We start from the raw sequence: 12,665 nt of genomic DNA on the forward strand, positions 1-12,665 counted from the left end.
CCGAATAGGCTCTTGGCGTGCCCACCCCGTTACGCCCATACTCCAGGTTGTCATGTCAGTAATTAATGCGTTCATGGCGGGTGTTCAGCCAGAATGCCGATGGGGGATGGGCATGGGGATGCGGAGAGCGGTGAGGGTGATGGCCCGGCGGGTGAGCATGTGCGCCGCCGTGGCGCTGGCCGTGGGGTTGGGCGTGGGGTTGGCGGCGGGGGCCCATGCCCAGACGGCGGCCGATGCCGCCGGCGCGCAGGTGGAAATCCTGGTCCATGGCGATGCCCGGACGGGCACGCACTTCGACTATGTCACCTGGGCGCCCAGCCCGACGCTGGTGCGCGTCCGCCCCGGCACCCTGCCGCCGGGCGCCACCGTCACCGTGGTGCTGACCAACGGCGCCGCCCCCGTCGAAGGCAAGGGCCATGTCAATTTCGCCCTGACGGCGGACGACTATAAGAAGGCCGTGGAGGGCGGCGGCGCCAAGGACCAGATCACCCTGACGCTGAAGGCCGACGGCACGCCCCAGCCCATCATCGTGGCCGGCGACTTTCCGCACTTCAGCCGCGATGACAAGGATACACCCATCGTCGCCCACCAGGGCGCGGCCACCGGGCCGGAGGTGGGCCGTACCCAGATCATGGTCCGCGTGCGCCGCGATGAGGAGACGCTGAGCGCCGAGGAGCGCAGCCGTTTCCTCTGGGCCCTGGCGGCGCTGCGCTTCCAGAAGTCGCCCGATCCGCGCTGGCGCGACACCTACACTTTCCTGGTCGACATGCATGACATCGGCGCCCGTGGCTTCGCGGAGCCGACGGACATCGGGTACCCGGACCAGGAGCATAAGGCGGCGGCCTTCGTCGCCTGGCACCGCGCCTTCCTGCTGGAGCTGGAGCGGGCGCTGCAGAAGGTCGATCCCTCGGTCACGCTGCCCTACTGGCCCATGTACTACTCGCCAGGCAAGGATGGGGCGACGGTGTTCCACGCCGATTTCACCGGCGCCAACACGGTGGCCGGCGACCCCGACTTCATGGCGACGGAGCTGATCCGTTTCGACGCCGGCAACCCGCTGTACGGCTGGAACATGCCAGGGCGCGGGCCGCTGATGCGCTGGCGGCAGGATCGCAACAACATCAAGCTGTTCAACACGCCCGGCATGCTGCTGGACACATCCAAGGCGGGGCTGAAGTCCAACTATGCCTTCATAGCCGGCTCGGTGGAGGCCAATCCGCACAACATCGGCCACGGCTGGTCCGGCGTGTGGATGTCCAACTGCATGATCTCGCCCAGCGATCCCATGTTCTGGCCCTTCCACACCTATTTCGACTGGCTGTGGGCGGCTTGGCAGCAGCATTACGACCGCTTCCGCTCCGACGGCGCCGACCCCGCGCAGTACTGGCCCAACGACGCCTATGCCGACGGCAAGCCCAGCAACAAGACCAACCCGCTGGGCCATCATCTGCGTGACACCATGTGGCCGTGGAATGAGGAGATCCAGCCCAAGCCGGTGGAAACCTTCAGCGCCCGCCGGCCGCCGCAGACGGTGGGCGGCCCCTTCGCGCCCTCCGGCGTTCCGGGCCTGTGGCCACAGGCGCCGGCCAGGCCCACGCCGGGTGAGCTGATCGACTATGCCGGCTATGTCACGCCCGACACCGACGCCGGCGTCGGCTATGACAACCTGCCGTGGTCGCCCAAGCAGCAGAGCCTGCCTTTCCAGGGCGACGCGCCCTCGACCGCCACGGCCCTGGCCGCCTTCCTGGCCAAGGACCGCCCGGTGGCCGACCGGGTGGACCAGGCGGCGCAGGTGGATCTGGCGGCGGCGTCCGACGCCACCGCCAAGTCCGCCATCCAGGCGGTGGCGCTGACGACGGGGGAGGATGCGGAGGTGCGCGCCGCCGCCCTGGACATCCTGGCCCGCGTCGACACGGCCACCGCGGTGGAGACGGCCTACAAGGTTGAGGGCGACGCCAAGCATCCGACGCTGGCCCACGCGGTGGAACGGGTGCGCGCCATGGAGATGTTCGCCAACCGACCGGTGGACACGCCGACGGAAACGGCAGCGGCGCCCGCGCCGAAAGCGGTGTCCGTGCTGGACAAGGGCCTGTACGCCGCCGCCCGCAACGGCGTGCCCGACAACAACTCGTGCGTCGTGGGTGGCCTGACGGTGGAGCTGCGGCGCTTCCTGGCGAAGCCGACCGACACGGTGCGCATCTTCCCGCAGGACGCGACGGCCTTCGTCGCCTCCACCAACCTGTTCGAGGCGGTGCCGGCGGCCAACAGCCGCCATGTGCATGGCCGGGCCGCCGCCAGCTGCGCCACACCCTTCAACAAGGCCGTGACGCTGGACACCATGCGCCGCCTTCTGAAGGCGAGTGCCACCACCCCCACCAGCGTGGGCATCGATTGGTGGAAGACCAAGGCGCTGGCCGCCACCGTGCTGGCCCACAGCGGCGACGGGAAAGACATCAACCTGGTCAAGGGTCTGGCGGCGGACGCCAAGGCCACGGTCGACGCTCGCGCGGCGGCCGTGAACAGCCTGCGCCACATGGACGAGGCGGCCTTTGAGGGCGTGGTGGGCGGCCTGGACCGGGACCGGACCGCCCCGGCGGAACTGAAGGCCCAAGCCATCGCCGCCGTGGGCGCCTATGTCCAGGACCATGGCCGCGACCTGCCGCCGGACCAGCGCGCCCGCCTGGCCCATCTGCTGGACACCCTGTCGGCCGCGTCGCCGGCGGAACAGGCGGCGCTGAAGACCGCGCGGCGCATGCTGGCGCTGGCCGCCGGCTGATCCCCATCATCCCATTCCCCCGGACGGCGCGCGGCCCGCAGGCGCCGCCGTCCGGTCCAGACAAGGAAAGACCCCATGGCCACTCCACCGACCTTCGACGACGTGCAGACCATCCTGTTCACCATCACCGCCTCGCAGGACGACATCCAGGCGCGCTATGAGATCTACGGCCGTCACGACGCCCAGGGCCGCTACAGCTGGGAAAGTGAGCGGGAACTGCTGACCTCCATCGCCAACCCCTATGGCGGCGGGCAGGCCAGCAGCGACACGCCGCTGATCCCCGATCTGCCCTATGCCACCATGAGCGACGCCGACATCACCCAGAAGTGCGCGCTGGTGCGCATGCTGTCGCCCAGTGCCGATGGCAAGACGCCGGCCCGCATGCCGGTGCTGAGCCCCGCCACGGCGCGGCGCCATGCCACCGCCGATGAATTGGCGACCATCCGCGACTGGCTGCGCACCGTGCCCTATCCGCGCGGTTTCTGACGCCGGGCGACCGCGACTCACGGGACCGGTTTGTGGATACGGTATCCCGATTGCCGGCGGGATGGGGCCCCGCTGGTTGCGCTGCGGGGGCCCTTGGGGCCATTCATCAACCCCAGGTCCGGCCCAAATGGTCCCCTGATGCCGCAGCAGGGCGCCCGGGCTTGCGGCGGCGGCGGCGGCCATGATCTAAGAATGCCATCAGGCACAAAGATGCCGACCGATCAGGGGGACCATCCTTCATGCGCATCACCACTTTCGTCTCGTGCTTCGCCCTGTTGATGGCCATGGGCGCGCCCACCTATGCCGCTGACAAGCCCGCCGACAAGCCGGGCAAGGAAGCGCCGAAGGATGACGGCGAGTTGGCGCCGTTCCCGGCCCCGAAGTCGGTCAAGCAGACGGCCACCATCGCCGGCAAGCGCGTCGAGTACACGGCCACCGTCGGCTCCCTGCCGGTGAAGGATGAGAAGGGCAAGACCATCGGCGAGGTGGTGTACACCGCCTACACCGTCGCCGGATCCAGCGCCGCCGCGCGGCCGGTGACCTTCGCCTTCAACGGCGGCCCTGGCGCGTCCTCCGTCTATCTGAACCTGGGCGCCATCGGGCCGAAGCAGGTGGCCTTCGGCAAGGCCGGCGACAGCCCGTCCGACCCGGCCGTCCTGAAGGACAACGCCAACAGCTGGCTGGACTTCACCGACCTGGTCTTCATCGACCCCATCGGCACCGGCTTCTCCCGCACCAAGGTGGATGAGGAACAGACCAAGAAGGCCTTCTATACGGCCGATTCCGACATCCATTACCTCAGCCGCATCATCTATGACTGGCTGCTGACCAACAACCGCCTGACCAGCAAGAAGTACCTGGTAGGTGAAAGCTACGGCGGCTACCGCCTGCCGCGCCTGGCCTATTACCTGCAAAGCCGCATCGGCGTGGGCGTGTCGGGCATGACCCTGGTGTCGCCCTACCTGGATCCGCCCGCCATCGGTGAGGCCGATGCCCTGTCGCCCCTGCCGTGGATGATCAACCTGACGGCCATGGCCGCCGGCAATTTCGAGCGCCAGGGCAAGCCCCTGAACGAGACCACCATGGGCCCGGTCGAGAAGTACGACCGCACCGAGTTCATGCAGGACCTGATGGCCGGCCCGCGCGACAAGGCCGCCACCGACCGCCTGTCCGCCAAGGTGGCGGACCTGACCGGCCTGGACCCCAAGCTGGTGCGCCGCATGAACGGCCGGGTGGACATCGGCACCTACCTGCGGGAAATCCACCGCGCCGACGGCAAGGTGGGCTCGGTCTACGACAGCAACGTCACCGCCTACGACCCGTTCCCTTCCAGCGCCGACGCCCGCTACAACGACCCGCTGCTGGACGGCCTGATCGCCCCCACCACCTCCGCCATGGCCGACTTCGTCACCAACCAGGTCGGCTGGAAGGTGGAGGCGCGCTACAACGCCCTGTCGTATGAGGTCAACAAGCTGTGGGACCGGGACGACACCGACAACCCCGTCACCGACCTGCGCAAGGCCATCGCCAACGACCCCAAGATGGCGGTGACCATCGTCCATGGCTGGAATGACCTGTCCTGCCCCTACTTCGGCTCGCGCATGCTGATCGACCAGATGCCGACCTATGGCGTGGCGGAGCGGGTGAAGCTGCGTATGTACCCCGGCGGCCACATGTTCTACGCCCGTCCGGACAGCGGTGCCGCCTTCCGCAAGGACGTGATGGCGATGTACGACGCCAAGTAAGGCGGGCCCGTTCGGGCGGACTGAGGTAAGTTGACGGCCGGCCGGGACACGCTCCCGGCCGGCTTTCTTTATATTACGCGTCTACTATTATGCGACGCGTGTGCCGCTTCCGGGATCGAACAGCAGCGGTGCGCCGGGCGGCACGCTTAGGCCCACGGTTTCACCCGGCGCCAGCGGCCGTGTGTCCATGGTGAACAGCTTCAGCCGCTGGGCACCCAAGGCCAGATGGACGACGCGGCCGGTGCCGGTGGGCTCCACCATATCGACGCGGGTGGGCACGCTGTTGGTGGGCGTGGTCAGGGCCAGACGTTCCGGCCGCAGGCCCAGGGTGACGGCGGCGTCGGAGGCCAGGCCGGCGGGTGGGGGTACGCGGGCCAGCGTCTGGCCTTCCACCACCAGGGCGCCGTCCTGCGCCAGTGTCGCGTCCAGGAAATTCATGGGCGGGGAACCCAGGAAGCCGGCCACGAACAGGTTGGCGGGGTTGTCGTAAAGGTCCTGGGGGCTGCCCACCTGCTGAATGGCGCCGTCGTTCAGGGCCACGATGCGGTCGGCCATGGTCATGGCCTCCACCTGGTCGTGGGTGACATAGACGCTGGTGGCGCCCAGCTCGCGGTGCAGCTTGCGGATTTCATAGCGCATCTGCTCGCGCAGGCGGGCGTCCAGGTTGGACAGGGGCTCATCGAACAGGAAGGCTTTGGGATTGCGCACGATGGCGCGGCCCATGGCCACGCGCTGCCGCTGGCCGCCCGACAGGGCCTTGGGCTTGCGCTCCAGCAAGGCGGTCAAGCCCAGCTTGGCGGCCGCGCCCTCCACCGCCCGGGTGATCTCAGCCTGCGGCAGGCGGCGCTGCTTCAGCGCGAAGCTCATGTTCTCCCGCACCGTCATGTGCGGGTAGAGGGCGTAGGACTGGAACACCATGGCCAGGTCCCGGTCCTTAGGCGCCACATCGTTCACCAGCCGGCCGTCGATGCGGATCTGGCCGCCACCCGGCTCCTCCAGCCCGGCGATCAGGCGCAGCAGGGTGGACTTGCCGCAGCCTGACGGCCCCATCAGGGCCACGAATTCCCCCTCGCGGATTTCCAGGTCGATGCCGCGCAGCACCGGGCCGCCGCCGTAATCCTTGCTGACGTTGGAAAGCGTGATGGTGGCCATGGGACGGGGTCAGCCTTTCACGGCGCCGGCCGTCAGGCCCTGCACCAGATAGCGTTGGATCAGCAGGAAGAAGGCGCCGACCGGCAGCAAGGCCAGCACGCCGGCCGCCATCATCTGCCCGAAATCGACCGAGAATTTGGAGACGAAGCCCAGCAGCCCGGCGGGGAAGGTGCTGACGGCGGCTGAGGAGTTCAGCATCAGGCTGAACAGCAGCTCGCTCCACGCCGCGGTGAAGACGAAGCCGCCGGTGGCCGCCAGCCCCGGCAGGGTCAGGGGCAGGATGACCCGCCGCAGGGCCTGGAAACGGGTGGCGCCATCCATCATCGCCGCCTCCTCCAAATCCTTGGGGATGGCCTCGAAAAAGGACTGCATGAGAAAGGCGGCGAAGGGCGTGTTGAAGGCGGTATAGACCACCACCAGGCCGGTCAGGCTGTTGGTCAGGCCCAGCGGCGACAACAGGCGGAAGATGGGCGCCACGATGATGACCAGGGGAAACATCTGGCTGATCAGCATCACCCCCACCACCCAGGCCTTGCCCCGGAAGCGGAAGCGCGAGAAGGCGTAGCCGGCGGCCGAGGCGGCGGCGGTGGCGAAGAGGCCGGTCGCGGCGGAGACGATCAGGCTGTTGCGGAAGAACAGCGGGAACTGGGTGTGGCGCAGGACGGCCCCGTAATGGTCCAGCGTGACGCGGGAGGGCCAGAGGCGCACGCCCTCGCCATACATCAGATCGTCCGGCGTCAGCGACACCTTCAGCAGCCAGAACAGGGGGAACAGGGCGAAGGCGACGAAGGCCGCCAACGCCAGGGCGTGCAGGGCGCGCGTGAAGGTCTTGCTCATGCCCGCTCCGTCATCACGTGGCGCAGCACCATGACGGCGGCGGCATAGGCCAGCAGCAACAGCAGCAGCACGGCCGCCACGGCGGAGGCGTAGCCGAAATCCAGGCGCTGGAAGGCCAGGGTGAAGATATAGCTGGACAGGATCTGGGTGGCGTCGGCCGGCCCGCCCTTGGTCATCACCACGATCAACTCGGCGAAATTGGCCACCCACACGGTGCGCAGCATGACGGTGATGGCGATGGTGGGGGCCAGCAGGGGCAGGGTGACGCGGCGGAAGCGCAGCAGCGGGCCGGCGCCGTCCATGGCCGCCGCCTCGTAAATGTCCTTGGGGATGGACTGCAAGGCTGCCAGCAGGGTGATGGCGAAGAAGGGGATGCCCCACCAGACGTTGGCGGCGATGGGCCCCCACAGCGCCAGGTGCGGGTCGGACAGGATGTTCTCCGGCGTGGCCAGCAGGCCCAGGCCGTGCAGCCAGTGTGGCAGGGGGCCGATCACCGGGTTGAACAGCCAGGCCCAGGTGAGGCCGGAGAGGAAGCCCGGCACCGCCCAGGGCAGGAAGACCAGGGCCTGCACCAGCCCCCGCCCGGGGAAAGGCCGGTCCAGCAGCAGCGCCAGGATGAGGCCGAAGCCGAACTGCAGCGCCACCGACACCGCCGTCCACACCACCGTGTTGCGCAGCGCCGTCCAGAAGCCGTCGTCGTTCAGCATCTCGCGGAAATGGTCCAGGCCGACGAAATCGCCGCTCAAGGGGTCCAGCAGGATCAGGTCATGGAAGGCGTAGGACAGGCCGGTGACCAGCGGCACCAGCATGATGGCGGCGATCAGCAGCAGCGACGGGGCGGTGTAGAAATAGGGTTCCAGCCTCAGGGCCAGGGCGCGGCTCATGGCTTCACGCTCCCAGATGGGCTTAAAGACATTTGTTTACGCCGGGCCTTGGTCAGGTAGGCGGCCCATTGCTTGTTCATGGTGGCGGGGCTGATCTGGCCCAGCAGGGCCTGCTGGCTGCTGCGCACCACCAGGCTGTCGGCGAAATAGGCGAAGCCCGGCAGGTAGGTGGGCATCAGGGTGGGCACCACGTCCGGGTCCGCCAGCTCCGCGAACCAGCCCTGGTAGATGGCGCCGGCGTACAGCGGGTCATGCGCGGCGGTGGTGTAGACGGGCAGGGCGCCCGTCTGCTGGTTCCAGGCCAGGTTGCCGACCGGGTCGTTCAGGGCCACCACCAGATCCCAGGCCAGATCCTTGTGCGCCGCCCGCTTGAAGATGGACCAGCCGGCGAAGCCCAGGGTGGGATAAGCCTTGCCGTTGGGTCCCTTGGGCCAGGGCGCCACGCCGAAATCGTCCGGCTTCATGCGCGCCTTCAGGGCGATCAGGGCGTCCGGGTCCTGGTCCACCATGGCGCAGGTGCCGGTGTAGAAGCCGGCCACCACCTCGTTGAAGCCCCAGTTGACGCTGTCCTTGGGCGCCAGGCCCTGTTGGTACAGGTCGATCAGCCAGCCGGTGCCGGCCACCCAGCCGGGATCGTTCAGGGCGCTGGTGCCGTCGTCGTGGAAGAAGGCGTTGCCACCGGCGATGCTGGCCCCGAACATGACCCAGCCGTTCAGGCCGCCCGGTCCACCCCGCAGGCAATAGCCGGACTTGCCCGGCAACTGGCTGATGCGGGTGGCGTCGGCGCGCAACTCCTCCAGGGTCTTGGGCGGCTCGGCGATGCCGGCCTGCCGGAACACCGCCTTGTTGTAGTAGAGCGCCCGCAAGTAAAAGCCATAGGGCAGCATATAGGCGGTGTCCGCCACCGACCGCGCCACGGTCAGGGCCCGGTCGTTCAGGCCCTTGGTCTCCGGCCAGCGTGCCAGATAGGGCTCCAGGCTTTCCAACTGGCCGTTGCCGGCATAGAGGGACAGCCAGCGGTCGGGCATCTCCACCACGTCGGGGATGTCGCCCGCCGCGACCATGGTGGCCAGCTTTTCGAACGCCGATCCCCAGGCCAGGGACGTGATTTCCACATGCGTGCCGGGGTGCTTCGCCTCGAACCCCGCCACCAGATGCTTCAGCGTCTCCGTCCGTTCCGGGCTGCTCAAGACCTCCACCAGCCGCAACTCATCGGCGCGGGCGGGAAGCGCGGACAGCGCGAGCGCCAGGGTGAGGAGCAGCCGTTTCAGCATCAGTGTTTCGCCGCCTTCAGCGCCTGGTCCAGGTCGGCCCACAGCGCCTCTGTCCCCTCCAGCCCGACATGTAGGCGCACCATGGTGGCCGGCACGCCGAAATCGAGGGCGGAGTTGGGGCCGGCGGCCTGGACATGGGTGACCAGGGCCGGCACCACCAGGCTTTCATGCCCGCCCCAGCTGACGCCCAGGTGGAAGAATTCCAACGCGTCGCACAGGGTGGGGATGTCGATGGTGTCCCTGACGGTGAAGGAGAACAGGCCCGACGTGCCAGTCAGGCCCGGCGGCAGGGCCCCCATCAGCGCCGGGTGGTGCACCGCCGTGACGTCCGCATGCTCCGCCAGCCGCCGCGCCAGGGTCAGGGCCGACGCCTCATGCGCCTTCATGCGGATGGGCAGGGTGCGCAGGCCGCGCAGCAGCAGCCAGGCCTCGAACGGTCCCAGCTTGGCGCCGATATAAGGGCAGATGGTGCGGCGGATGAGGCCGGTCAGCTCCAGCCGCCCGGCCACGACGCCCGCCACCGTATCGCTGTGCCCGCCGATGTATTTGGAGGCGGAGTGCAGCACCAGATCCACGCCCAGCGTGGCCGGCCGCTGGAAGACCGGGGTGGCCCAGGAATTGTCGATCAGGCTGACGGCGCCGTGCTTCTTGGCCAGGGCCGCCAGGGCGGCGACATCGTGCGCCTCCATCATCCAGCTGTTGGGGCTTTCCAGGTACAGCAGACGGGCGCCGGGCAGGGCGGCATCGACGGCGGCCAGGTCGGCGCCGTCGACATAGGTGGTGGCGACCCCCCACTTCTTCAGCAGCGTTTCGAACAGGCGGTAGGCGTCGGGATAGACATGGCGGACGCAGACGATGCGGTCGCCCGGCTGCACCAGCGCCAGCACGGCGCCGGAGATGGCGGCCATGCCGCTGGGGAAGCCGATGGCGTCCTCCGCCCCCTCCAGCGCCGCCATCTTGCGCTCGAACTCCGTCACCGTGGGGTTGGTGGTGCGGGAATAGACGTTGCGCGCGCGTTTGCCGGCGTAGGTGTCCGCCATCTCCTGGAAAGTGGGGAAGGTGAACAGCGAGGTCTGGATGATGCCGGGCACCACCGCCTCATAGGCGTGGGTCATCTCGTCATGCGCCACCAGGCGCTGGGCGAGGGCCACGGGGTCTTCGGTAAGGTCAGTCATAGCGGGGAGCCGGTTGTGGGGGACATGGCCTGGATGTCTTCTTCGACGATGGCGAGGATGCCGAGGGTCTTCATCCGCGCCGCCTCGGTATCGCCGGCGCGGATGGCGTCGAACAATTCCCGGTGCAGGGCGAAGGATCGGCGGGCGAAGTCCGGGCGGTCGAAGGGCTTTTCGAAGAAATGCTCGAACGTCTCGCGGAACTGCTCCAGCAACTGGCGGAACAGCGGGTTGTGGGTGGCGTCGTAGATCGCCAGGTGGAACTGTAAATCCTCCGGCCCGGCGGTGCCCTGGTCCAGGTGCACGCGCTCCATGGCCACCAGCTTTTCCTCCAGGACGGCCAGATCGGCCGGCGTGGCGCGGCGGGCGGCGGCCTCGCTGGCCGCGACCTCCAAGCCCCGGCGGATCTCCAGCGTCTGCAACAGACGGTCGCGCAGCAGCCCGGCGTCGATGGTCAGCGAGACATGGACGGCGCCGGGCGTGATGGCCCGCAGCAGGTAGGTGCCGCTGCCCTTGCGCGTCTCCACCAGGCCCCGCGCCTGGAACTGGCGGATGACCTCCCGCACCGTGGACCGGCCCACGGCCAGGCGGGCCATCAGCTCCCGCTCCGTCGGCAGGCGGTCGCCCGGCTGCAAGGCCCCCTCGGCGATGAAGGCCGCCAGGGCGGCGCTGACCGCCGCGATGCGGTCGGCGCTGGGCAGCGGCTGCAAGGCAGCACTGGCGGGAAGGGGGGATGCGGGCGGCGGTACCACGGCACCTCGAATGTCCCTGGGGGGGTATGATGGCAGGGCTTCAGCGCTGTCCCGGCGCCACCCCAAATTGGTCTGACATCTGATGATTGGTCGCGCGGTGTCGGCTGTCAAGCGGCTCTCGACGCCTGGGCCCCTCAACCCCATATCCTGACAAGCGATCGCAGGAGGCAGCGCCATGACCGAGAAGACGATCAAGATTCCGGGGCCCGATCATCCCATCACCATCGAGCGCAATCCCAGGCGGGTGGTCGTGACGCTGGGCGGCAAGGCCATCGCCGATACGCGTGAGGCGCTCAGCCTGCGGGAGGCGCGCTATCCCGCCGTCCAGTACATCCCGCGCAAGGACGTGGACATGGGGGCGCTGGAGCGTACCGACCATGCCACCCACTGCCCCTACAAGGGCGACGCTTCCTACTTCAGCATCCCCGCCGGCGGCGCGCGGGCGGTGAACGCGGTCTGGACCTATGAGGCGCCCCACGCCGCCGTCGGGGCGATCAAGGACCATTTGGCCTTCTATCCCGACCGGGTGGACTCCATCGCCGAGAGCGACTGAGGCAAAGGTGGCCCCGCTCAGGGCAGGCGGTTGGCGGACAGCTTGTCGCGCAGCTTGGCGGTCAGCCGTTGCGCGAATTCCACGCCGCGCGGATGCTCCTCCCGCAATTGCGGGCGGTGCAGCAGGCGTAGCTGGCGGCGCACGGTGGGACCGTCCAGGCGGATGCGGCGCAGGCGGTCCTCGGGGAAGCCTAGCGTGTACAGCCAGGGCATCACACCGATTGCCAGGCCGCTCAGCACTAGGCCGTAGAGCGAATTGACCTGGTCCACGCGGTAGCGGGTGGACGGCGCCAGATCGTTCTGTTGCAGGGCGGCTGATGTCAGCTCGCCAATGCTGCCGCCCGCGAAATGCACGATCTCCTGGCCGGCCAGGGCGCGCCACGGCAGGCGGTCGCAGGCGGCCAGGGGATGGTCGGCGCGCGCCACCAGCAGCATTTCATCCTCGAACAGGGGCACGCCTTCCAGGTCGTCATCGGGCAGGGCCTGCACCGTCACCACCAGGTCATAGGTGCCGCCGCGCAGGCCCCGGATCAGCTGGTCGGCGCGCCCGTCATGCAGGTGCGGGACGACCCCCGGCATGTCGCCCGCCAACTCGGCCAGCGAGGCAGCCACCGCCTCCATCGCCGTGGGGATGGCGCCGATGCGCACCGTGGCGATCTCGCGCCCCGCGACCTCATGCATGTCGCTGAAGGCGTTGGCCGCCGTGGTCAGCAGGCGCTGGGCGTGCGGCAGCAGCGAGACGCCGGCGTCGGTCAGCGTCACCTTGTGCGTCGTCCGGTCGAACAGGCGCACGCCCAGATGCGCCTCGATCTGGCGGATGCCGGCGCTGATCGCCGGCTGGGACACCGACATTTCCTCCGCCGCGCGGCAGAAGTTTCCCGTGCGCGCCAGTTCTACGAAGAAGCGGAGCTGGCGCAGCGAGACGGGATTCTTCCAGGCGGGGGGCGCGTCGATGGTCCGGGACATGGCCCTTTTGTAATAAGACAAACTTATAAAAACATAAATGTAAAAACTTTCCCCTCTGAACCGGGCCGC

Annotated in this window: 11 protein-coding genes; 4 read left to right on the top strand and 7 right to left on the bottom strand. The window is 68.6% G+C overall.

The features are described 5' to 3' along the window. Positions 1–139 precede the first annotated feature (139 nt). The 3 genes from FBZ89_RS08130 (at position 140) to FBZ89_RS08140 (ending at position 5,007) form a co-directional block, all read left to right on the top strand. A complete protein-coding gene (locus tag FBZ89_RS08130; protein ID WP_145749513.1) occupies positions 140–2,776 on the top strand; it encodes a tyrosinase family protein in 2,637 nt (878 codons plus the stop codon). 75 nt (positions 2,777–2,851) lie between these two features. After that, complete coding sequence (locus FBZ89_RS08135) at positions 2,852–3,262, top strand: hypothetical protein (protein WP_145749514.1); 411 nt, start codon at positions 2,852–2,854, stop codon at positions 3,260–3,262. Between the two features lie 239 nt (positions 3,263–3,501). After that, on the top strand, positions 3,502–5,007 hold the full coding sequence (locus FBZ89_RS08140) for a S10 family peptidase (protein ID WP_145749515.1): 1,506 nt from the start codon (positions 3,502–3,504) through the stop codon (positions 5,005–5,007). A gap of 87 nt (positions 5,008–5,094) precedes the next feature. Here the strand turns inward: FBZ89_RS08140 and FBZ89_RS08145 are convergent, their stop codons facing one another. Genes FBZ89_RS08145 through FBZ89_RS08170 form a run of 6 tightly spaced genes read right to left on the bottom strand, consistent with a single transcriptional unit; the run spans position 5,095 to position 11,078 of the window. Further along, positions 5,095–6,159, bottom strand: a complete 1,065-nt coding sequence (locus FBZ89_RS08145) for an ABC transporter ATP-binding protein (RefSeq protein ID WP_145749517.1) — start codon at positions 6,157–6,159, stop codon at positions 5,095–5,097. A gap of 9 nt (positions 6,160–6,168) precedes the next feature. After that, positions 6,169–6,996 (bottom strand): carbohydrate ABC transporter permease, encoded by an 828-nt coding sequence (locus tag FBZ89_RS08150; protein WP_145749518.1) that lies wholly within the window; start codon positions 6,994–6,996, stop codon positions 6,169–6,171. Next, entirely contained in the window at positions 6,993–7,880 is an 888-nt protein-coding gene (locus FBZ89_RS08155) for a carbohydrate ABC transporter permease (protein ID WP_186457253.1), read from the bottom strand. The genes FBZ89_RS08150 and FBZ89_RS08155 overlap by 4 nt, the downstream gene beginning before the upstream one ends. Next, complete coding sequence (locus FBZ89_RS08160; protein WP_145749520.1) at positions 7,877–9,154, bottom strand: ABC transporter substrate-binding protein; 1,278 nt, start codon at positions 9,152–9,154, stop codon at positions 7,877–7,879. The genes FBZ89_RS08155 and FBZ89_RS08160 overlap by 4 nt, the downstream gene beginning before the upstream one ends. Further along, a complete protein-coding gene (locus tag FBZ89_RS08165) occupies positions 9,154–10,329 on the bottom strand; it encodes a PLP-dependent transferase (protein WP_145749522.1) in 1,176 nt (391 codons plus the stop codon). The genes FBZ89_RS08160 and FBZ89_RS08165 overlap by 1 nt, the downstream gene beginning before the upstream one ends. After that, the gene (locus FBZ89_RS08170) at positions 10,326–11,078 is read right to left on the bottom strand and encodes a FadR/GntR family transcriptional regulator (protein WP_211115150.1); all 753 of its coding nucleotides are present in this window, start codon (positions 11,076–11,078) and stop codon (positions 10,326–10,328) included. Before FBZ89_RS08170 ends, FBZ89_RS08165 begins: the two co-directional genes overlap by 4 nt. Positions 11,079–11,253: 175 nt before the next feature. Between FBZ89_RS08170 and FBZ89_RS08175 the strand changes: the two genes are divergently transcribed. Next, entirely contained in the window at positions 11,254–11,631 is a 378-nt protein-coding gene (locus FBZ89_RS08175; protein WP_145749526.1) for a DUF427 domain-containing protein, read from the top strand. Between the two features lie 17 nt (positions 11,632–11,648). Here FBZ89_RS08175 and FBZ89_RS08180 read toward each other — a convergent pair whose 3' ends face one another. Beyond that, positions 11,649–12,596, bottom strand: a complete 948-nt coding sequence (locus tag FBZ89_RS08180) for a LysR family transcriptional regulator (RefSeq protein WP_145749528.1) — start codon at positions 12,594–12,596, stop codon at positions 11,649–11,651. Positions 12,597–12,665 lie beyond the last annotated feature (69 nt).

Source organism: Nitrospirillum amazonense (assembly GCF_007828045.1).
In the GTDB taxonomy this organism is placed as follows: Bacteria; Pseudomonadota; Alphaproteobacteria; order Azospirillales; family Azospirillaceae; genus Nitrospirillum; species Nitrospirillum amazonense_C.

Bases quoted from the DNA above. Each gene is read 5' to 3' on its own strand.
- FBZ89_RS08175 (WP_145749526.1), top strand. From the start codon at position 11,254: ATGACCGAGAAGACGATCAAGATTCCGGGGCCCGATCATCCCATCACC.
- FBZ89_RS08145 (WP_145749517.1), bottom strand. From the start codon at position 6,159: ATGGCCACCATCACGCTTTCCAACGTCAGCAAGGATTACGGCGGCGGC.
- FBZ89_RS08140 (WP_145749515.1), top strand. From the start codon at position 3,502: ATGCGCATCACCACTTTCGTCTCGTGCTTCGCCCTGTTGATGGCCATG.
- FBZ89_RS08130 (WP_145749513.1), top strand. From the start codon at position 140: ATGGCCCGGCGGGTGAGCATGTGCGCCGCCGTGGCGCTGGCCGTGGGG.
- FBZ89_RS08155 (WP_186457253.1), bottom strand. From the start codon at position 7,880: ATGAGCCGCGCCCTGGCCCTGAGGCTGGAACCCTATTTCTACACCGCC.
- FBZ89_RS08135 (WP_145749514.1), top strand. From the start codon at position 2,852: ATGGCCACTCCACCGACCTTCGACGACGTGCAGACCATCCTGTTCACC.
- FBZ89_RS08150 (WP_145749518.1), bottom strand. From the start codon at position 6,996: ATGAGCAAGACCTTCACGCGCGCCCTGCACGCCCTGGCGTTGGCGGCC.
- FBZ89_RS08165 (WP_145749522.1), bottom strand. From the start codon at position 10,329: ATGACTGACCTTACCGAAGACCCCGTGGCCCTCGCCCAGCGCCTGGTG.
- FBZ89_RS08160 (WP_145749520.1), bottom strand. From the start codon at position 9,154: ATGCTGAAACGGCTGCTCCTCACCCTGGCGCTCGCGCTGTCCGCGCTT.
- FBZ89_RS08180 (WP_145749528.1), bottom strand. From the start codon at position 12,596: ATGTCCCGGACCATCGACGCGCCCCCCGCCTGGAAGAATCCCGTCTCG.